This window comes from Kitasatospora sp. NPDC101183 (assembly GCF_044767945.1).
Taxonomy (GTDB): domain Bacteria; phylum Actinomycetota; class Actinomycetes; order Streptomycetales; family Streptomycetaceae; genus Kitasatospora.
This window is the reverse complement of the sequence record NZ_JBIWOW010000008.1, coordinates 15,344-34,727: the sequence shown is the minus strand read 5'-3', so window position 1 is coordinate 34,727 and position 19,384 is coordinate 15,344. Positions and strand designations below refer to the sequence as shown.

Below are 19,384 nucleotides of genomic sequence, written 5' to 3'. Positions count from 1 at the left end.
CAGGCCCCGCACGTACCAGTCCGCGTGAAAGGAAACTGACCACCAGTGGTCGACGACAACCGTCCCGAAGGCGAACAGCCCGAGACCCCCGCAGCCGCCGAGGGCACCGCCCAGGTGACCATGCGGATCGAGCCGGTCGAGCTCGAGACCGAGATGCAGCGCTCGTACCTCGACTACGCGATGAGCGTGATCGTCAGCCGTGCGCTCCCCGAGGTCCGCGACGGCCTCAAGCCGGTGCACCGCCGCGTGCTCTACGCGATGTACGACGGCGGGTACCGGCCCGAGAAGGGCTACTACAAGTGCGCCCGCGTCGTCGGCGACGTCATGGGCAACTACCACCCCCACGGCGACACCTCGATCTACGACACCGTGGTCCGCCTGGCCCAGCCGTGGTCGCTGCGGATGCCGCTGGTGGACGGCAACGGCAACTTCGGCTCCCCGGGCAACGACCCGGCGGCGGCCATGCGCTACACCGAGTGCAAGCTGATGCCGCTGGCCATGGAGATGATGCGCGACATCGACGAGGAGACCGTCGACTTCGCGGCGAACTACGACGGCCGCTCCCAGGAGCCGACCGTCCTCCCGGCCCGCTTCCCCAACCTGCTGGTCAACGGCGCCACCGGCATCGCGGTCGGCATGGCCACCAACATCCCGCCGCACAACCTGCGCGAGGTCGCCTCCGGCGCGCTCTGGTACCTGGAGAACCCCGAGGCCTCCGCCGAGGACCTGCTCGAGGCCCTGATCGAGCGGATCAAGGGCCCCGACTTCCCCACCGGCGCGCTGATCGTGGGCCGCCGCGGGATCGACGACTACTTCCGCACCGGCCGCGGCTCGGTCACCATGCGGGCCGTGGTCGAGGTCGAGGAGATCCAGGGCCGCCAGTGCCTGGTGATCACCGAGTTGCCGTACCAGGTCAACCCGGACAACCTCGCGCTGAAGATCGCCGACCTGGTCAAGGACGGCAGGATCGCGGGCATCGCCGACGTCCGCGACGAGTCCTCCTCGCGCACCGGCACCCGCCTGGTCGTCGTGCTCAAGCGCGACGCGGTCGCCAAGGTCGTGCTGAACAACCTGTACAAGCACACCGAGCTGCAGACGAACTTCGGCGCCAACATGCTGGCCCTGGTCGACGGCGTGCCGCGCACCCTGTCGGTGGACGCCTTCATCCGGCACTGGGTCAACCACCAGGTCGAGGTCATCGTCCGGCGCACCACCTTCCGGCTGCGCAAGGCCGAGGAGCGCGCCCACATCCTGCGCGCCCTGCTGAAGGCCCTGGACCTGATCGACGAGGTCATCGCGCTGATCCGGGCCTCGGCCAGCGCCGACGCCGCCCGCACCGGCCTGATGGGCCTGCTCGACATCGACGAGCTCCAGGCCAACGCCATCCTCGAGATGCAGCTGCGCCGCCTGGCCGCCCTCGAGCGCCAGCGGATCATGGACGAGCACGACGAGCTGCAGCGCAAGATCGACGAGTACAACGCGATCCTGGCCTCCCCGGTCCGCCAGCGGGAGATCATCTCCGAGGAGCTCGCCGCGATCGTCGAGAAGTACGGCGACGAGCGGCGCTCCACCCTCATCCCGTCCGACGGCGACCTCTCCATCGAGGACCTCATCGCCGAGGAGGACATCGTCGTCACCATCACCCGTGGCGGCTACGTCAAGCGGACCCGCTCCGACCTCTACCGCTCGCAGAAGCGCGGCGGCAAGGGCGTGCGCGGCGCCCAGCTGAAGCAGGACGACCTCGTCGACCACTTCTTCGTGACGACGACCCACAACTGGATCCTGTTCTTCACCAACAAGGGCCGGGTCTACCGCGCCAAGGGCTACGAGCTGCCGGACGCCGGCCGCGACGCCCGCGGCCAGCACGTCGCCAACCTGCTGGCCTTCCAGCCGGAGGAGCACATCACCCAGGTGATGGCCGTGCGCACCTACGAGGACAAGCCCTACCTCGTCCTCGCCACCCGGGCCGGCCTGGTGAAGAAGTCCGCGCTCAAGGACTACGACTCCCCGCGCTCCGGCGGCCTGATCGCGATCAACCTGCGCCAGGACGAGGAGGGCCGGGACGACGAGCTGATCGGCGCCGAGCTGGTCTCCTCCGAGGACGACCTGCTGCTGGTCTCCAAGAAGGCCCAGTCGATCCGCTTCACCGCCACGGACGACGCGCTGCGCCCCACCGGCCGCGCGACCTCCGGCGTCAAGGGCATGTCGTTCCGGGAGGACGACGAACTCCTCTCCATGAACGTCGTCCGTCCGGGTACGTACGTGTTCACCGCCACTGACGGCGGGTACGCGAAGCGGACGGCGGTGGACGAGTACCGTGTCCAGGGGCGCGGCGGCTACGGCACCAAGGCGGCGAAGATCGTCGAGGGCCGAGGCTCCCTGGTCGGCGCGCTCGTGGTCGACGACAGCGACGAGATCATGGCGATCACCCTCTCGGGCGGGGTGATCCGCACGAGGGTTTCCGAGGTTCGTGAAACCGGACGTGACACCATGGGCGTCCAACTGATCAACCTCGGAAAGCGCGATGCGGTCGTTGGCATGGCCCGCAACGCCGAGGCCGAGGACGAGGAGACGGCGGAGGACGAGGGCACGGACATCGAGTCCACCCCGTCCACCGAGACGGCAGAGGGTACGGAGGCGGCGGCCGACGGCGACGTCGACGCCTGACCCGTAACCGTGCCCCGGTGCCGGCGCGTCGAGTGTGTGGACGCGCCGACACCGGGGCGCCGACCAGTTCCGGGCAATCCCGCCGGGTGCTGGATGACGAGTGACGGATCAGGGCGCCGCCCTGGTGGAAGTGCGGGAGGACCAGGTGAGTGGAGCCACGGGTGCTGCGGGAGGACCCTCCGGCGGCCGTCCGGGCGCGCAGGGCGGGGGTTACGGGGTGCCGCAGCCGCCGACCGAGCACTCGGCCGCGTCCACCTCGCTGATGCCACCGGTGGGCGGGGCGGGCCAGACGTACGGCGGGCAGACGCCCCCGCCCCCGAGCAGCCCGGCCCCCGGCGGGGGCGGCTTCTCGCAGCCGACGACGTACACCAAGGGCCAGCCGACGCCGGCCCGGGGGACCCGGACCTCCGGCAACACCCCGCCCGGCGGCACGCCCGTCCCCGGGGCCGCGCGCCGGCCGGCGCCCGCGCCCGCCGCCGCGGGCGGCCTCGGCCGGACCCGCAAGGCCCGGCTGCGGGTGACCAAGATCGACCCGTGGTCGGTCATGAAGGTCAGCTTCCTGCTCGCCGTGGCGGTCGGGATCATCATCATCGTGGCCTCGGCCGTGCTGTGGATGACCCTGGACTCGCTCGGCGTCTTCGACTCGCTGACCAAGACCATGAAGGACGTCACGGGCGGCGGCGCCGAGAACGCCGGCAACCAGCTGAACCTGATGGACTACATCGGCTTCGGCAAGGTCATGATGTTCACCACGCTGATCGCCGTGGTCGACGTCGTCCTGCTGACCGCGCTGTCCACCCTCTCGGCGTTCATCTACAACGCCGCGGCCGGCTTCACCGGCGGGGTCGAGCTGACCCTCGCCGAGGAGGAGTGACCTGACCGCAGGTCAACAAGCCGTCCGCGAACGGAATGTACGGGCCCCACAGGCTGTTTCAGCCTGTCGGGGCCCGTCGGCATTCGGGTGACAGCCGGCCGCCCGCGGCGCGCCGCCCGGAAGCGGGCCGGCCGCGGTGGGATTAGCTGGACGCCGCCCGTTCCGCTCCTGGAGTGCCGCAGGCCGCCCCCGGTCCGCCCGACCGGGTCAGGTGAGGTTCCGCAGGACGGCTGGACGGAGGCGCGCGGTGGCGAAGCTCGCAGGTCAACTGGTGGAGGCCCTGGAAGGGTTGCTCAAGGTCCCGGTACCGCTCCGGGTGCAGGCCTGGGACGGCAGCGTGGCCGGGCCCCCGGGAGCCCCCACCGTGGCCCTGCGCAACCGGCGCGCGCTGCGCCGCCTGCTCTGGCAGCCGGGCGAGCTGGGCCTGGCCCGGGCCTACGTCGCGGGGGACCTCGACACCGCCCCCGGCACCGACCTGTACGAGGTGCTCTCCGTCGTCGGCCGGTTCTCCGAGCGGCCCGAGATCCGCAACCTGGGCCTGGGCCCGCGCGAACTGCTCGGCCCCGCCGGCCGTCGTGCCTTCGGCGCCGCCCTGCGGGCCGGGGCGCTCGGCCCCGAGCCCGTCCCGCCGCCGGAGGAGGTCGGCGCCCGCGGCGGCCGGCCGCACAGCCGCGGCCGCGACCGCGCGGCCATCAGCCACCACTACGACGTCGGCAACGAGTTCTACGGCCTGGTGCTCGGCGCCTCGATGGTCTACTCCTGCGCCTACTGGACGCCGGAGTCCAAGAGCCTGGAGGACGCCCAGAAGGCCAAGCTCGACCTGATCTGCCGCAAGCTCGGCCTGCGGCCCGGGATGCGGCTGCTGGACGTCGGCTGCGGCTGGGGCTCGCTGCTGCTGCACGCGGCGCGGCACTACGGCGTCACCGCCGTCGGCGTCTCCATCTCCACCGAGCAGGTCGCGCTGGCCCGCCGCCGGATCGAGGAGGCCGGCCTCTCCGACCGGGTCGAGGTCCGGATGCAGGACTACCGGGAGGTCCCCGACGGCCCGTTCGACGCGATCTCCAGCGTCGGCATGGCCGAGCACGTCGGCACCGAGCAGTACCGGGCGTACGCCGAGGGTCTGTACGGGCTGCTGGCGCCCGGCGGCCGGCTGCTCAACCACCAGATCGCCCGCCGCCCCGACCACCCCGGCGAGCCCCACCGCACCAGCCCCTTCATCGACCGCTACGTCTTCCCGGACGGCGAGCTCTCCCCGGTCGGTTCCACCGTGGCCTCGCTGGAGGAGGCCGGCTTCGAGGTGCGGGACGTCGAGTCGCTGCGCGAGCACTACGGGCTGACCCTGCGGGAGTGGGTGGCCAACCTGGAGGCGCACTGGACGGAGGCCGTCCGCCTCGTCGGCCTGGGCCGGGCGCGGGTCTGGCGGCTGTACATGGCGGCCTCCGCGCTCGCCTTCGAGCAGAACCGGATCGGGGTGAACCAGGTCCTCGCCGTCCGCGGCACCGAGGAGGGCGCGGCGGGCCTGCCGCCGACCCGCGAGGAGTGGCTGCTGCGCCCCGCCGCCGGGGCGGCCAGGCCGGTCAGCAGGGTCTGAACCGCAGGCCGGGGGGAGCGCCCGCCGATACGGATTTGGGGGATCGGCCGTCGGTCCGCTAATCTTTCAGTGCGGCAAGGGCCTATAGCTCAGACGGTTAGAGCGCTTCCCTGATAAGGAAGAGGCCGGAGGTTCAAGTCCTCCTAGGCCCACCACCGCGAAAGGCCCGGAGTCCAGGACTCCGGGCCTTTCGACGTTTTCGCGGATCGGGCGGCTTCCGGTACGCTCTCCCATGCAGCGCGGGCCTATAGCTCAGACGGTTAGAGCGCTTCCCTGATAAGGAAGAGGCCACAGGTTCAAGTCCTGTTAGGCCCACCGCCCCGAAGGGCCCGGAGTGGATCACTCCGGGCCCTTCGGCGTCCCCGCGCACCGGCCGGCAGGAGGCACGGCGTCAATCCTCGGGCCGGGCCGCCGGATTGACCTTCCCCGGTGGCTGGTCACGATTGGGACACCGGTGTGTATCATCGGCCGCAGGGCGGTCTGGCACCCGGCAGCCCCGTTCGCTCTCGAAACACATCCGGACTCGTCGGCCCGGCCATTCAGGCCGGAGCACCGGCTGTTGAGTCCACCAACGCAAGAAGGACGAGGTCCCGCGGTGAAGAAGCTCCTCCTGGTCGCCCTGGTCGCCCTCGGCGGCTTCTTTGTCTACCGTCAGGTCCAGGCGGACCGCGCCGAGCAGGACCTGTGGACCGAGGCCACCGACCCGGTTCCGGCCGGCCGCTGAACCCCAGGCGATCTGACGATCGACGATCTTCCGGAGGCGCCGCCCGCGCCTCCCGAACCGGCCGGTCGGGCCGTACGACCCGACCGGCCGGTTCCTCTCCCGGGGACGGCGCCGACACCGCGCCGGAACCCGGTACGCTAGTGCCCGTCGGCACGCGCGCTGGCGTGAGAGGGGCATTAGCTCAGTTGGTAGAGCGCTGCCTTTGCAAGGCAGATGTCAGGAGTTCGAGTCTCCTATGCTCCACAGCACGCGATGAGCGGCTGATCCGAGGACCGGATCAGCCGCTCTCGTCGTTTCGGGGTGTCACTCGGGCTTGGCCTCGCCCTCGTCGCCCGGAGATTCGGCGGCCTCGTCGGCGGCGTCCGCCGTGGGGGCGCCGTTCAGCGGGGCGGTGGCGGCGTGCGCGCCCGCCGGGCGGGGCGACTCCTCCTGCGGGGGCTCGACCAGCCACTCCGGGTTGCTGTGCCGCCTCCACCACTGCCAGGCCACCAGGCCCCCGGCGATCGCCAGCACGCCCGCCACGGCGAGGCCGGTGCCCCGGCCGCCGTGGCAGCGGCGCTCCCGGCGGGCCGCGTCGGCGTTGCGGGCCGCGAGGCCGCTGATCTCGGCGGAGCTGACGTGGCCCTGGAGGGCGGTCAGCGCGGCGGCGCCCCGGCTCTGCGCCTCCTGGGCGACGGGGGTGACGGCGGCGCGGGCGTCCTCGACCGCCTGGAGGACCCTGGGAGCGACGGTGGTGCGCGCCTGGTCCGCCGCGCGGCCGGCGGACACCCGGGCCGCCAGGGCGGCCTCCTGGGCCCGGTGGAGGGCCTTCAGGGCGTTCTGCTGGGCCTCGGGGGACAGGCCGGCGAAGGCCTGGCCGAACTGCGGGGCGAGGTGCCTGTCGTACTGGACGCGGAGGGCGTGGGCGGCCTGGCCGGCCTTCGGTCCGAGGGCGTCCAGCGCGGGGCCGAGGCGCTGTTTGGCACCGTCCGCGAACTGGGCGGCGGTGTCCCTGGTCCTGGTGGCCGTCTCGCGGGCCGAGTCCGTAAGGGTCACGAGCTTCTCTCCTCCTGGGTGGCGTCCTTTATGTACTTATCCACCTGAATGCTGATCATGCATCCGTATTCGTCCGCTGGCATGCCGGAGTGGTCCGTACGCGAGGCGCGGAGCCCGTCCGGGGGGCGGGGCCGCCGCAGTACGCTGGCTGCCTCCGCACGGAAGGGGAACGGCTGATGGGTCCGGAGGACCGACCGGCGGCGGGTGGGGCGCAGGCCGCGCTGCCCGGCTGCTACCGGCACCCGCAGGCGGCGACGGGGGTGTCCTGCACCCGCTGCGAGCGCCCGATCTGCCCGCAGTGCATGGTGACGGCCTCGGTGGGCTTCCAGTGCCCCGAGTGCGTCGGCGAGGGCCACGCCGGGGCGCGGCGGGCGACCACCCGGTTCGGCGGCGTGCCGACGGCGGACGGCGCCCTCGTCACCCGGGTCCTGATCGGGATCAACCTGGTGGTCTGGGTGCTGGCCGCCTACGTGTTCGAGCCCGAGCTCGTACGGTCGTGGTCGCTGTACAGCGTCGGGCTGCACCGGGGCGGCCCGGAGGGCGTCGCGGACGGCCCGGACCAGTGGTACCGGCTGCTGACCGCCGTCTTCCTGCACCAGGAGTGGTGGCACATCGGCACCAACATGCTGGCCCTGCTGATGCTCGGCCCCGCGCTGGAGCAGGCCCTCGGCCGGGTGCGCTTCCTCGCGCTCTACCTGCTGGCGGGCCTGGGCGGCAGCGTCCTCGCCTTCCTGATCGACGGCGACTGGATGAACTCGCTGGGGGCCTCCGGCGCGATCTTCGGCCTGATCGGCGCCCAGGTGGTGCTGCAGCTGCGCACGAGGGGGCCGCTCGGCCCGGTGCTGGCGCTGCTGGTCTTCAACGGGATCATCACGTTCTCGCGCCGGGACATCATCGACTGGCGGGCCCACCTCGGCGGGCTGGTGATGGGCGCGCTGGTGGCGGCCGGCCTGATGTACGCCCCGCGCGAGCGCCGGGGGCTGGTGCAGTGGCTGTCCGTGGCGGTGGTGTTCGCGGTGGAGGCCGGGATGCTGGCGGTGGGGACGGCCCTGTACGGCGGCTGACGCCGCTGGCGGTTGTCCACAGCGGGTGCGGGGTTGTGCACGGGCTGTGCGCCGATCGGGGGTCGGACGGGTGTTCTACGCGTGTTCCGCTGTGCGGTTCCGGCGTTCCCTCGGCGTCGTCCACAGCTGTGGACGACGCCGGCGCGGAAAGTTATCCACAGGCTGGGGGGACTTTTCCCCAGTGTGGATAACCATGTGGATAAACATGATGGTGTGATCGTATGGATGGCGCCCAGGGCGTCTGCGGGCGATACCCGGGCCGCGTCCGGACACGACCGACCGCCACTGCGGGTCGAGCACGGTCCGGAGCGGCGGAGGGGTTCCGAGGGCGGGCCTCAGGAGGGGCGGAGCGTCACTTCCACTGGGTGGAGACGCCGAAGCCGGCGGCGATGAAGCCGAAGCCGACCAGGATGTTCCAGTTCCGCCAGCTCTCGACCGGGTAGGAGCCGCTGGTCACGTAGTAGGTGACGATCCACACCAGCCCGATCAGGAACAGCGCCAGCATCAGCGGTGCGACCCAACTGCGGCCCGAACTGATCTTCACCGCGGTCGTCGTCGGCGGTGTGTAGTCGGACTTCTTGCGGAGTCGAGACTTCGGCACGAGGGGATCTCCTGTCGATGCGCTGTGAGACCGCGCAGAGGTGCAGCGGGTGGGTCGGGTCCGGCGGGCCGGAGGCAGGGAGGGCCTGGGGCCTCCCGTACGTGCAACCGGCGTCCGTTAGCGTAGTGGTTCGGCGGGTCTCAAGGAGATAAGGGTACGGTGACTAATTTGTCGATTCCCCCTGAGTCGGCCGGTACCCGCCGCTCCGGCACCCGAATTGTCGGACGTGCCCTGACCTGCGCCGTCTTCGCGCTCGCCGGACTGCTCTTCTACGTCAGCGCGCAGACCGCCCGCGGGACCGACCTGCGCACCGACAACTCCCTCCTGAGCCTCGGCGACGTCGTCCGCCAGCGAAGCAACCAGAACCAGCAGGCCCAGGCCCAGCTGGCCGACCTCCAGGCCCAGGAGCAGCACCTCACCGAGCAGCAGGCCCACAGCCCCGCCGAGGCCGCCCAGCTGGACGGCCTGCGGCAGGGCGCGGCGCTGGAGCCGCTCCAGGGCGGCGGCCTGACCGTCACCCTCAACGACGCCCCGCCGAACGCCACCGCGCGCGTGCCCGGCGTCCCCGAGCCCGGCGTCAACGACCTGGTCATCCACCAGCAGGACATCCAGGCCGTGGTCAACGCGATGTGGCGCGGCGGCGCCGAGGGCGTCCAGGTGATGGACCAGCGGCTGATCTCCACCAGCGCCGTGCGCTGCGTCGGCAACACCCTGCTGCTCCAGGGCCGGGTCTACTCCCCGCCGTACGTCGTCAAAGCGGTGGGGAGGACGGACGCCCTGCGGGGGGCCGTCGAGGCCGACCCGACGATCCGCACCTACCTCAAGTACGTCCAGGCGTACGGACTCGGCTGGAAGGTCCAGGAGAGCGGGGACCTGACCCTCCCGGGGTACTCCGGCACCACCGAGCTGCACTCCGCGGGCGGCCAGCAGTGACCGGACCGGCCTCGGGGCCCGGAACCCCGGGTCTACTCTTGATCCCAGTCCGCTACGTCGAGGGAGCACCATGTACGGCTGGATCTGGCGTCACCTTCCGGGGAACACCCTGGTGCGGGCCGTCGTCTCGCTGCTCCTGATCCTGGGGATCGTCTACCTCCTCTTCACGTACGTCTTCCCGTGGGCGGAACCGCTGCTCCCCTTCGGCGACGTCACAGTGGACGGCGGCGACGGTGCCGCGGCCGGCTGAACCGGCGGCCCCAGCAGTCCCATCCAGCACGGCACCCCTCACGGAGACCTCGCGCGCATGAGCAGCCAGCCGACCCCGCCCCGCATCCTGGTGGTGGACAACTACGACAGCTTCGTCTTCAACCTGGTCCAGTACCTGTACCAGCTGGGCGCCACCTGCGAGGTGGTGCGCAACGACGAGGTGACCGTCGAGCACGCCGTGCGCCGCGACGGCGCGGAGGGATTCGACGGGGTGCTGCTCTCCCCCGGCCCGGGATCGCCCGAGGAGGCCGGGGTCTGCGTCGAGATGGTGCACCACTGCGCGCGCATCGGCCTGCCGCTGTTCGGCGTCTGCCTGGGCCTGCAGTCGATCGCGGTCGCGTACGGCGCGGTGGTCGACCGGGCGCCCGAGCTGCTGCACGGCAAGACCTCGGCGGTGGAGCACGGGGACACCGGGGTGTTCGCCGGCCTGCCCTCGCCGCTGACCGCGACCCGCTACCACTCGCTGGCGGTCGAGCCGGCCACCGTGCCGGCGGAGCTGGAGGTCACCGCCCGGACGGTGGAGAGCGGCGTCATCATGGGCCTGCGGCACCGCGAACTGCCCGTCGAGGGCGTGCAGTTCCACCCGGAGTCGGTGCTCACCGAGGGCGGCCACCGGATGCTCGCCAACTGGCTGGTGGACTGCGGCGATCCGCGGGCCGTGGACCGGTCGGCCGGGCTCGCCCCGGTGATCGGCCGAGGCTGACCCGCGTGACCACGCTGCGTCCGGAGGGGCGTTACCAGCCGCAGGAGCACGAGGCGTACCGGGGCGAAGGCCCGTACGGCGCCTCGCCGTCGGCCGGTGCGCCCGAGGACGCCTGGGGCGTGTACGAGCAGGCCGAGCAGCCCGCCTCGGACGGCCCCGAGTACCCGTGGCTGCCCGACCAGACGCTCCAACTGCGGCTGCCCGCCGACCTCTCGGGCGCGGTGGCCGAGCCCGCCCCGCCCACCGGAGGGCGCGCCGAGCGCCGGCGCGCCGCCAAGGGCCGTACGGCCGTCCGCTCGGGCCACGGGCGGCGCCGGGCGCGCGGGAAGGCGGCGGCCGGGCCCCGGCCCAAGGAGTCGCCCCTGGTGCTGGCCGCGCGGTTCGTCGGCGAGACCTGCATCACCCTCGGCGTGGTCATGCTGCTGTTCGTCGCCTACCAGCTCTGGTGGACCAACGTGCAGGCGGACGAGGCCGCGAACGACGCCCGCGACCAGCTGGAGCAGCAGTTCGACCAGACCCCCAAGCCCGGGCAGCCCGCGCCGGACCCGAACAAGCCCGAGGTGTTCGCCCCGGGCAAGGGGTTCGCCATCATCTACCTGCCCAAGCTGGGCCTCAAGTTCCCCATCGCGGAGGGGACTTCGAAGTCGGCGGTGCTGGACAACGGCCTGGTCGGCCACTACACGGGCACCGGTATGCCGGCCGACAAGGCGGGCAACTTCGCGCTGGCCGCCCACCGCAACACCCACGGCGAGCCGTTCCGCTACATCAACAAGCTCGACAAGGGCGACAAGATCGTCGTCGAGACGGCCACCGCCTACTACACGTACGAGGTCACCAGCGGTATCCCGGAGACCTCCCCGAGCAACGTCAGCGTGATCAAGCCGGTCCCCAACGGCGCCGGGTACGGCGGCCCGGGCCGCTACATCACGTTGACCACGTGCACCCCGGAGTTCACCTCCAAGTTCCGTCTCATCGTCTTTGGCAAGATGACGGAGGAACGACCTCGCAGCCAGGGCAAGCCGGCCGCGATCACGGGCGGGTAGCCGCCCGGTACGGAGGGGGAGCACCGCAGATGCAGGACGACGGCACCGGACGACCGGCCGAAGCCGCTCAGGAGGCCTTCCCGCAGCCCCAGGAGGGCCCTGCGCCCGCCCGTGGGCGGCGAGGCCCGGCGCTGGCCGCGCTGGGCGTCCTCGGCGAGCTGCTGATCACCCTGGGCCTCGTCCTCGGGCTGTTCGTGACGTACTCGCTGTGGTGGACCAACGTGCAGGCCGACAAGGCGGCCTCGGCGGCCTCCGGCAAGCTGCGCGACTCCTGGGCCACCGGAGCCGGCCCCGGCCCCGCCCCGACTCCCGGCGCGACGCCCGGGAGCCCGGCCGGCGCGCGGCAGTTCGCGGTCGGGGAGGACGTCGGCTTCCTCCACGTCCCGTCGATGGGCCCGGACTTCCAGGTGCTGATCCGGATGGGCACCTCCACCGACGTCCTGGACGAGGGCGTCGCGGGCGTCTACGAGCAGCCGTACAAGGCGGCGATGCCCTGGGACCAGGACGGCAACTTCGCGCTGGCCGCCCACCGGGACGGCCACGGCGCCAAGTTCCACGACCTGGACGCCGTCCACAGGGGCGACTCGATCGTCGTCGAGACCAAGGACAAGTGGTACGTCTACAAGGTCGACAACACCCTCGGGGAGACGTCCAAGTACGACACCGGCATCGTCGCGCCCGTCCCGGCCCGCTCCGGCTACACCGCGCCCGGCCGCTACATCACCCTGACGACCTGCACCCCGGTCTACACCTCGCGCTACCGGATGGCCGTCTGGGGCAGCCTCGTCCGGGTCGACGACGTGGACGCCAAGCGCACCCCGCCGCCGGAGCTGCGCCACTCCTGAGCACCGAACGCCCGGAACGCCCGAGGGCCCGCCGCGATCCGTCGCGACGGGCCCTCGGACGTTCCCCGGGTCCTCAGAACCAGGGGAACACCGGCGGCTTAGGGGTTCCCTTTGGTGGGGTCCCCCCCTTTGATCGGATCGGCCGGCCTGGTGACGAGCTGGATCTGGCTGTTCGGATCCACCTGGCTGCCGGCGCCCGGCATGCTCTGCACGACGACCGCGTTCGGGTCCTGCGGACCGGCGACCACGGTGTAGGTCAGGCCGAGCGCCTTCAGCTTGTCGCTGGCCTCCGACAGCTTCACGTTCTGCAGCGGCGGGACCTGCGGCTTGTCCTGGGCCTTGAAGATCGTCAGCGCGATCTTCGAGTTGGCCGCCACCTTGGTGTTCTGCGTGACCGACTGCGCGGAGACGGTGTTGACCTTGGTCGGGTCGTTGGTCTGCTGGGTCTTCGAGGCGTCGACCTGAAGGCCCAGGGCCTGCAGCTGGTTGACCGCGTCGTCCTTCTGCTGGCCGACCACGTTCGGCACCGTCACCTTGGTCTTGCCCTGCGACACCGTCAGCTTGACCGGGGTGCTCGGGTCGGCGCTGGAGCCGGCCGCCGGGTCCTGGGCGGTGACGGTGTCCTGCGTGGCGGTGTCGTCGTCCTTGTACTCGGTGGTGACGTTGGTGAAGCCCAGGTCGTTCAGGGCCTTGACGGCCTGGTCCTTGGGCTTGCCCGTCACCGTCGGCACCTGGGCCTTGGCCGGGCCGGAGGAGAGCTGCACCGTGATGGTGGCGTTCTCCGCGACCTGGCCGCCGGCCGCCGGGTTCTGGGTGCAGACCTGGTCCTTCTTGATGGTGGTGTCCGGGCAGGCGATCTTCTCGCCCTCCGTCACCACCAGCTTGGACCCGGCCGTGGTGGCGGCCGTCTTGGCATCCGGCAGGGTCTTGCCGACCAGGTTCGGGGCGGTGACCTTCGCGGTGTCCTTCTTGTCGGCGAACATCGCCTGGGCGACGAAGAAGGTGCCCACCAGGACCAGCACGGCGGCGATCGCCAGCAGGATCCAGGAGGTGTTGCTCTTCTTCGGCTGGTTGCCCCGGCGGCCGCCGCCGGAGCCGTCGTCCTGACCGCCTCCGCCCGCGTAGCCCTGGCCCTGGCCGTAGTCGTCCTGGTAGCCGCCCTGCTGGCCGTAGCCGCCCTGGCCGCCGGCCTGCGGCAGCACGGTGGTCTGCGCGCCGCCGGGCTGCTGGGGCAGCACGTTGGTCTGGCCGTACGGGTCGTGCTGCTGCGGGTAGCCGTTCTGGTCGTAGCCGTAGGCGCCCATGCCGTACGCGGCGGCCTGCTGGGCGGCGGCGACGGGAAGGCCGTCGAGGAAGCGCTCGATGTCGTCGCGCATCTCGTCGGCGCTCTGGTACCGGTAGTCGCGGTCCTTGGCGAGCGCCTTGAGCACGATCGCGTCGATCTCCGGCCGGACCTCCGGGTCGAAGACGGACGGAGGCTGCGGCTCCTCCCGGACGTGCTGGTAGGCCACCGCGACCGGGGAGTCGCCGACGAACGGCGGGCGCACGGTCAGCAGCTCGTAGAGCAGGCAGCCGGTGGAGTACAGGTCGGAGCGGGCGTCGACCTGCTCGCCCTTGGCCTGCTCGGGGGAGAGGTACTGGGCGGTGCCGATGACGGCCGAGGTCTGCGTCATGGTCATCCCGGCGTCGCCCATCGCGCGGGCGATGCCGAAGTCCATGACCTTGACGTTGCCCTGCCGGGTCAGCATCACGTTGGCCGGCTTGATGTCGCGGTGGACGATGCCCGCCCGGTGCGAGTACTCCAGGGCCTGGAGGATGCCGATGGTCATCTCCAGCGCGCGCTCCGGCAGGAGCCGGCGGCCGGAGTGCAGCAGCTCGCGCAGCGTCGACCCCTCGACGTACTCCATCACGATGTACGGGATGGAGATGCCGTCGATGTAGTCCTCGCCGGTGTCGTACACGGCGACGATCGCGGGGTGGTTCAGCGAGGCCGCCGACTGCGCCTCGCGGCGGAAGCGGGCCTGGAACGACGGGTCACGGGCCATGTCGGCCCGGAGCGTCTTCACGGCGACGGAACGGCCGAGCCGGGTGTCATGGGCGAGGTACACCTCGGCCATGCCGCCGCGTCCGAGGACGCCGCCGAGCTCGTACCTGCCGCCGAGGCGACGAGGCTCTTCCATAGTTCCGACCCTCTCCCTCACCGGCCGGTGAGGTTGTGACGTAGGTGTCCCCGCACGCTCTGGGTGACGCCGCGCGGCCCCGGGCCGGTTCTCCGGCCGGGCCGTGCACCGCCCCGCGGGCGGCAACGGGCACACCCGCTGCTGGCGGATACGCTACCGGTCGCACCGCACCGGACCGGAGTCAACGGTAGGCCGATATCAGACCGGTATCCGGACGGGGGCTCCGATCGTGACATTCCCCTCACTCCCGGCACGGCGCCCGCTACTTGCCGAGCGCCGTCTGCATCACCGCCTTGGCGATCGGCGCGGCGAGCCGGCCGCCGCTGATGCCGTCACGGTTCTGGGAGCCGTCCTCGACCACCACGGCGACCGCGACCGACTGGCCGTCCGCCGTCTTGGCCCAGGAGGTGAACCAGGCGAAGGGCAGGCCGGCGTTGTCCTCGCCGTGCTGGGCGGTGCCGGTCTTGCCGCCGACCTGGAGGCCGGGGATCTTCGCGTTCTTGCCGGTGCCGTTCTCGACCACCGAGACCATCAGGTCCTGCATCTTCTGCGCGGTGGCCGGGCTCATCGCCTGGGAGAACTGCTTCTCGGTGTGCTTGGAGATGGTGGTCAGCGAGGCCGAGCGCTCCTGGTCGACCAGGTACGGCTGCATCAGGCTGCCGTTGTTGGCGATCGCGGCGGAGACCATGGCCATCTGCAGCGGGGTGGCGCGGGTGTCGTGCTGGCCGATCGAGTCCTGGGCGGTCTGGTCCAGGCTGGCGCTGTCCGGGAAGACGCTCTTTTCGGAGCGGACCGGGGTGTCCACGGTGCTGTTGAAGCCGAACTTCTCGGCCTGCGCCCGCATCTTCTCCTTGCCGAGGTCGGCGCCCATCTTGGCGAAGACCGTGTTGCAGGACTGGTCCATGCCGGACTTGACGGTGGCGTTCTCGCAACGCTCGTCCGGGCTCTCGTTCTTGAGCACGGTCTCGGTGCCGGGCAGCTTGTACGGGTCCGGCGTGGTGGTGGCGTCACCGGTGTTCTGGTAGAGGCCGTTCTCGAAGGCGGCCGTCGCGGTGACCAGCTTGAAGGTCGAGCCGGGCGGATAGGTCTCCTTCAGCGCCCGGTTGAGCATCGGCTTGTTCGGGTCCGCGTTGAGGTCCGTCCAGGCCTTCTTGTCGGAGTCCTCGCCGCCGGCGAAGGTGCCCGGGTCGTACGAGGGGGTGGAGACCAGGGCCAGGATCGCGCCGGTCCTCGGGTCGAGGGCGACCACCGCGCCCTTCTTGTCCCCGAGGCCGTCGAAGGCGGCCTTCTGGACCTTGGCGTTGATGGTCGTGAGGACGTCGCCGCCGCGCTTCTGCTCGCCGGTCAGCATGTCCAGGGTGTTGCGGAAGAACAGCCGGTCGTCGGTGCCGGAGAGGATGCCGTCCTCCAGCTTCTCCAACTGGTTGGATCCGTACGCCTGGGAGGAGTAGCCCGTCACCGGGGCGTACATCGGGCCCTCGTTCCAGGACCGCTTGTACTTGTAGCGCAGGCCGTCGACGAAGTCGGAGCGCGTCACGGGCTGGCCGCTGACGATGATGTTGCCGCGCGGGTGGGCGTAACGGTCGTACAGCTGGCGCTTGTTGTTCGCGTTGCTCGCCCAGGAGTCGGCCTGGACGCCCTGGACCCAGTTGGTGCGCACCATCAGGGCCAGGATCAGGACCAGGCAGAAGATCGAGACCCGGCGGATCGGCTTGTTCATCGGGCGGGTCCTCCCCGGTTCTCGGTGGCGGGGGCCGGTTCGGCCCCGGGGCGGCGGGCGCTGTCGCTGATCTTGAGCAGGATCGCGATGAGCGCCCAGTTGGCGACCACGGACGAACCGCCCTGCGCCAGGAACGGCATGGTCATCCCGGTCAGCGGGATGAGGCCGGTGACACCGCCGGCGACGACGAAGACCTGCAGGGCCATCGCCGAGGAGAGGCCCACCGCGAACAGCTTGCCGAACGGGTCGCGGGCGGCCAGCGCGGTGCGCAGGCCGCGCTGCACCAGCAGCCCGTACAGCAGGAAGATCGCCATCAGGCCGGTGAGCCCCAGCTCCTCGCCGAAGGAGCCGAGGATGAAGTCGCTCTTGGCGGCGAACTGGATCAGCCAGGAGCGGCCCTGGCCGAGGCCGGAGCCGGTGACGCCGCCGGAGCCGAGGGCCATCAGGGACTGGCCGATCTGCTCGGTCGCGCCCGCCGGCCGGTTCGGGGCGAAGGCGGCCATCGGGTCCAGCCAGGCGTCGATGCGGACCTTGACGTGGCTGGTGGTCATCGCCACCGCGACCGCGCCGCCGACCGACATCAGCAGGCCGAACAGGATCCAGCTGGTCCGCTCGGTGGCGACGTACAGCATCACCACGAACAGGCCGAAGAACAGGAAGGAGGTGCCCAGGTCGTTCTCGAAGACCAGGATCAGCAGGCTGAGCAGCCAGACCACGACGATCGGGCCGAGGTCGCGCCCGCGCGGCAGGTACAGGCCCATGAAGCGGCGGCTGGCCAGGGCGAGGGCGTCGCGCTTGACCATCAGGTAGCCGGAGAAGAACACCGTCAGGATGATCTTGGCGAACTCGCCGGGCTGGATGGAGAAGCCGCCCATCCGGATCCAGATCTTGGCGCCGAAGTCCTCGGCCCGGGCCGGGAAGAAGGCCGGGGCGGCGAGCAGGACGATGGCCACCACCATCGAGATGTAGGTGTAGCGCTGGAGGACCCGGTGGTCCTTGAGCAGCACCATGACGCCGATGAACAGCGCCACCCCGAGGGCCGACCACATCAGCTGGTTCCTGGCCGCCGGGAAGTTGGCGGGCAGCAGGTGCCCGGCCTTGTCCAGGCGCCAGATCATCACCACGCCCAGCCCGTTCAGCAGGGTGGCGATGGGCAGGATCAGCGGGTCCGCGTACGGCGCGAAGCGGCGCACCAGCAGGTGCGCGACCAGCGCCAGCCCGCCCATGCCCAGCCCGTAGCCGAGCATGCCGGCGGGAAGGGAGGAGTCCATCGCCAGGCCGACGTTGGCGTAGGCGAGCATCGGCAGCAGGACGGCGAAGGCCAGCAGTGCCAGTTCCGTGTTGCGCCGGTTCGGCGCGCCCTGCGGGGAGATCGTGGTGTTCGTCCGGCGCCGGGGCACGGCGCGGCGCCGCCCGGAGTCACCGAGGTCGTAGCTGCTCACAGGGCCACCGCTCCCCGGCGGCGGGCCCCGGGGGCGGTTCCCTGTGCTGTCACCCGCATCACGACTTCGGGCAGGATTCGGCCTTGGCCTTCTCGGCCTCGCTCAACGGCGGCGTCGTGGTCTGCTGCTCGGCCGGAGCCGGGGCGGCCGCCGCCGGCGGGGTGGCGCCCTGGGTGGGCGCGGCCGGGGCGGGTGCGGACGGGGACGCCGAGGGGGAGTGGGCGCTCTTCTCCGGGGTGGGCGTGGAGACGGTGAACGCGGCCTGCGTCGGCTGGGCCGGCGCGGGCGCCTTGGCCAGGTCCTTGGCCCGCTGGCAGAGCTTGACCCAGCCCTCGAGCTCCTGGAGCTTCGGGTCGGCGTCGCCCAGGCTGCTGAGGGTGATGGTCTTGTTCACGACCGCCAGCTGGTCCTGCGGGAGCAGGTTCAGCTTGATGTCGTTGCGGGAGTCGTGCACCGAGGACAGGTTCAGACCGGCGAGGTTCTGGTTGACGCCCTGGTAGACGGCGACGTGGTCGCCCTCCTCGCCGATGTAGTACTGGTCCTGGGTCCACCGGTAGCCGAAGTAGCCGGCGCCGCCGAGCAGGCCCAGGACGACCAGCACGGCGATCGGGACGGCCATGCCGCGGCGCTTCCCGCGCTTCGGGCGCTCCTCGTCGAACTCCTCGGTGCCGTACACCGAGGGCTCGGCGGGCTCCTGGTCGCCGTACTCGCCCTGGTAGCCCGCGGCGGGGCCGTACTCGCCCTGCGGGGCGCCGTAGCCGCCGTCGTAGCCCTCGGCGGGGCCGAAGGCGCCCTGGGGGTTGCGGCCGAGGCCGGCGGCGCGGCCGGCCGGGGTGTCGGCGATGGAGTGGTCGGCGGCCGAGGACGGCGGGGTGTCGGCGACGGCGCCGACGACCACCGGGACGTCGTTGAACTGCCCGCTCATGGTGTCGGTGGCGCCGACGTCGATGACGTCCGCGACGATGCAGGTGATGTTGTCCGGGCCGCCGCCGCGCAGTGCGAGCTGGATCAGCTCCTGCACGGTCTGCTCGGGCGAGTAGTAGCTGCCCAGGGTGTCCTGGAGGGTCTGGTGGCTCACCGGGCCGGAGAGGCCGTCGGAGCAGATCAGGTACCGGTCGCCGGCGCGGACCTCGCGGATCGACAGGTCGGGCTCGACCTGGCCGCGGCCGTCCAGCGCCCGCATCAGCAGCGAGCGCTGCGGGTGGGTCTCGGCCTCCTCGGGCGTGATCCGGCCCTCGTCGACCAGGCGCTGCACCCAGGTGTGGTCCACGGTGATCTGCGCCAGCGAGCCGTCGCGCAGCAGGTAGGCGCGGGAGTCGCCGACGTGCACCAGGCCCATCCGCTGGCCCGTCCACAGCATGGCGGTGAGCGTGCAGCCCATCCCCTCCAGCTGGGGGTCCTCCTCGACCATCTGCCGGAGCCGGTCGTTGGCGCCCTGGACGGCGTCGCCGAGCAGGGTCAGCAGGTCGGCGCCCGGCACGTCCTCGTCCAGGCGGACGATCGAGCCGAGCACCTCGGAGGACGCGACCTCGCCGGCCGCGGCGCCGCCCATGCCGTCGGCCACGGCCAGCAGCCGCGGCCCGGCGTAGCCGGAGTCCTCGTTCCCTTCCCGGATCAGTCCCTTGTGGGAGCCGGCGGCGAAGCGCAGCACCAGGGTCATGCGACCTGTGCCCCCCTCTGGGTCATGGACGG

16 protein-coding genes and 3 tRNA genes are annotated in these 19,384 nt (G+C 71.6%); 13 read left to right on the top strand and 6 right to left on the bottom strand.

The features are described from left to right. Nucleotides 1–45: 45 nt before the first annotated feature. The 7 genes from gyrA (at nucleotide 46) to ACIRRS_RS12670 (ending at nucleotide 6,099) form a co-directional block, all read left to right on the top strand. Entirely contained in the window at nucleotides 46–2,667 is a 2,622-nt protein-coding gene (gene gyrA, locus ACIRRS_RS12700) for a DNA gyrase subunit A (protein ID WP_402968903.1), read from the top strand. A gap of 145 nt (nucleotides 2,668–2,812) precedes the next feature. Then, nucleotides 2,813–3,541: a DUF3566 domain-containing protein gene (locus ACIRRS_RS12695; RefSeq protein ID WP_402968900.1), complete on the top strand. Its 729-nt coding sequence runs from the start codon at nucleotides 2,813–2,815 to the stop codon at nucleotides 3,539–3,541. Nucleotides 3,542–3,788: 247 nt separating this feature from the next. Then, nucleotides 3,789–5,132, top strand: coding sequence for a class I SAM-dependent methyltransferase (locus tag ACIRRS_RS12690; RefSeq protein WP_402968897.1), 1,344 nt, complete (start codon nucleotides 3,789–3,791; stop codon nucleotides 5,130–5,132). Between the two features lie 78 nt (nucleotides 5,133–5,210). Then, a tRNA-Ile gene (locus ACIRRS_RS12685) sits at nucleotides 5,211–5,287 on the top strand. A gap of 86 nt (nucleotides 5,288–5,373) precedes the next feature. After that, nucleotides 5,374–5,447, top strand: a tRNA-Ile gene (locus ACIRRS_RS12680). A gap of 280 nt (nucleotides 5,448–5,727) precedes the next feature. Next, nucleotides 5,728–5,856 (top strand): DLW-39 family protein, encoded by a 129-nt coding sequence (locus ACIRRS_RS12675; RefSeq protein WP_014137031.1) that lies wholly within the window; start codon nucleotides 5,728–5,730, stop codon nucleotides 5,854–5,856. 170 nt (nucleotides 5,857–6,026) lie between these two features. Continuing rightward, nucleotides 6,027–6,099 (top strand) — tRNA-Ala (locus tag ACIRRS_RS12670). Between the two features lie 60 nt (nucleotides 6,100–6,159). On the opposite strand, the gene ACIRRS_RS12665 is transcribed toward ACIRRS_RS12670, so the two are convergent. Next, entirely contained in the window at nucleotides 6,160–6,891 is a 732-nt protein-coding gene (locus tag ACIRRS_RS12665) for a DUF5324 family protein (RefSeq protein ID WP_402968894.1), read from the bottom strand. A 176-nt stretch (nucleotides 6,892–7,067) separates the two neighbouring features. Here ACIRRS_RS12665 and ACIRRS_RS12660 point away from each other — a divergent pair, with 176 nt between their 5' ends. Beyond that, nucleotides 7,068–7,955 (top strand): rhomboid family intramembrane serine protease, encoded by an 888-nt coding sequence (locus tag ACIRRS_RS12660; protein ID WP_402968891.1) that lies wholly within the window; start codon nucleotides 7,068–7,070, stop codon nucleotides 7,953–7,955. Nucleotides 7,956–8,307: 352 nt separating this feature from the next. Here the strand turns inward: ACIRRS_RS12660 and crgA are convergent, their stop codons facing one another. Next, nucleotides 8,308–8,556: a cell division protein CrgA gene (gene crgA / locus ACIRRS_RS12655; protein WP_031067805.1), complete on the bottom strand. Its 249-nt coding sequence runs from the start codon at nucleotides 8,554–8,556 to the stop codon at nucleotides 8,308–8,310. Between the two features lie 168 nt (nucleotides 8,557–8,724). Here crgA and ACIRRS_RS12650 point away from each other — a divergent pair, with 168 nt between their 5' ends. The 5 genes from ACIRRS_RS12650 (at nucleotide 8,725) to ACIRRS_RS12630 (ending at nucleotide 12,350) form a co-directional block, all read left to right on the top strand. Beyond that, entirely contained in the window at nucleotides 8,725–9,489 is a 765-nt protein-coding gene (locus ACIRRS_RS12650) for a DUF881 domain-containing protein (RefSeq protein WP_402968888.1), read from the top strand. A 70-nt stretch (nucleotides 9,490–9,559) separates the two neighbouring features. Then, complete coding sequence (locus ACIRRS_RS12645) at nucleotides 9,560–9,739, top strand: hypothetical protein (RefSeq protein ID WP_350515674.1); 180 nt, start codon at nucleotides 9,560–9,562, stop codon at nucleotides 9,737–9,739. A gap of 57 nt (nucleotides 9,740–9,796) precedes the next feature. Next, a complete protein-coding gene (locus ACIRRS_RS12640) occupies nucleotides 9,797–10,462 on the top strand; it encodes an aminodeoxychorismate/anthranilate synthase component II (RefSeq protein WP_402968885.1) in 666 nt (221 codons plus the stop codon). Between the two features lie 5 nt (nucleotides 10,463–10,467). Next, nucleotides 10,468–11,505, top strand: coding sequence for a class E sortase (locus ACIRRS_RS12635; RefSeq protein ID WP_402968882.1), 1,038 nt, complete (start codon nucleotides 10,468–10,470; stop codon nucleotides 11,503–11,505). Nucleotides 11,506–11,534: 29 nt separating this feature from the next. Further along, nucleotides 11,535–12,350, top strand: a complete 816-nt coding sequence (locus ACIRRS_RS12630; protein ID WP_402968879.1) for a class E sortase — start codon at nucleotides 11,535–11,537, stop codon at nucleotides 12,348–12,350. Nucleotides 12,351–12,448: 98 nt separating this feature from the next. Here ACIRRS_RS12630 and pknB read toward each other — a convergent pair whose 3' ends face one another. From pknB to ACIRRS_RS12610, 4 genes are all read right to left on the bottom strand, one after another. Further along, complete coding sequence (gene pknB / locus ACIRRS_RS12625) at nucleotides 12,449–14,530, bottom strand: Stk1 family PASTA domain-containing Ser/Thr kinase (protein WP_402968877.1); 2,082 nt, start codon at nucleotides 14,528–14,530, stop codon at nucleotides 12,449–12,451. Between the two features lie 262 nt (nucleotides 14,531–14,792). Beyond that, nucleotides 14,793–16,250 carry a peptidoglycan D,D-transpeptidase FtsI family protein gene (locus ACIRRS_RS12620; protein WP_402968874.1) on the bottom strand — a complete coding sequence of 486 codons (1,458 nt, stop codon included), beginning with the start codon at nucleotides 16,248–16,250 and terminating at the stop codon, nucleotides 14,793–14,795. Further along, nucleotides 16,247–17,650 (bottom strand): FtsW/RodA/SpoVE family cell cycle protein, encoded by a 1,404-nt coding sequence (locus ACIRRS_RS12615; RefSeq protein ID WP_402969666.1) that lies wholly within the window; start codon nucleotides 17,648–17,650, stop codon nucleotides 16,247–16,249. Before ACIRRS_RS12615 ends, ACIRRS_RS12620 begins: the two co-directional genes overlap by 4 nt. 100 nt (nucleotides 17,651–17,750) lie before the next feature. Continuing rightward, nucleotides 17,751–19,352: a PP2C family protein-serine/threonine phosphatase gene (locus ACIRRS_RS12610; RefSeq protein WP_402968872.1), complete on the bottom strand. Its 1,602-nt coding sequence runs from the start codon at nucleotides 19,350–19,352 to the stop codon at nucleotides 17,751–17,753. Between the last annotated feature and the right edge of the window lie 32 nt (nucleotides 19,353–19,384).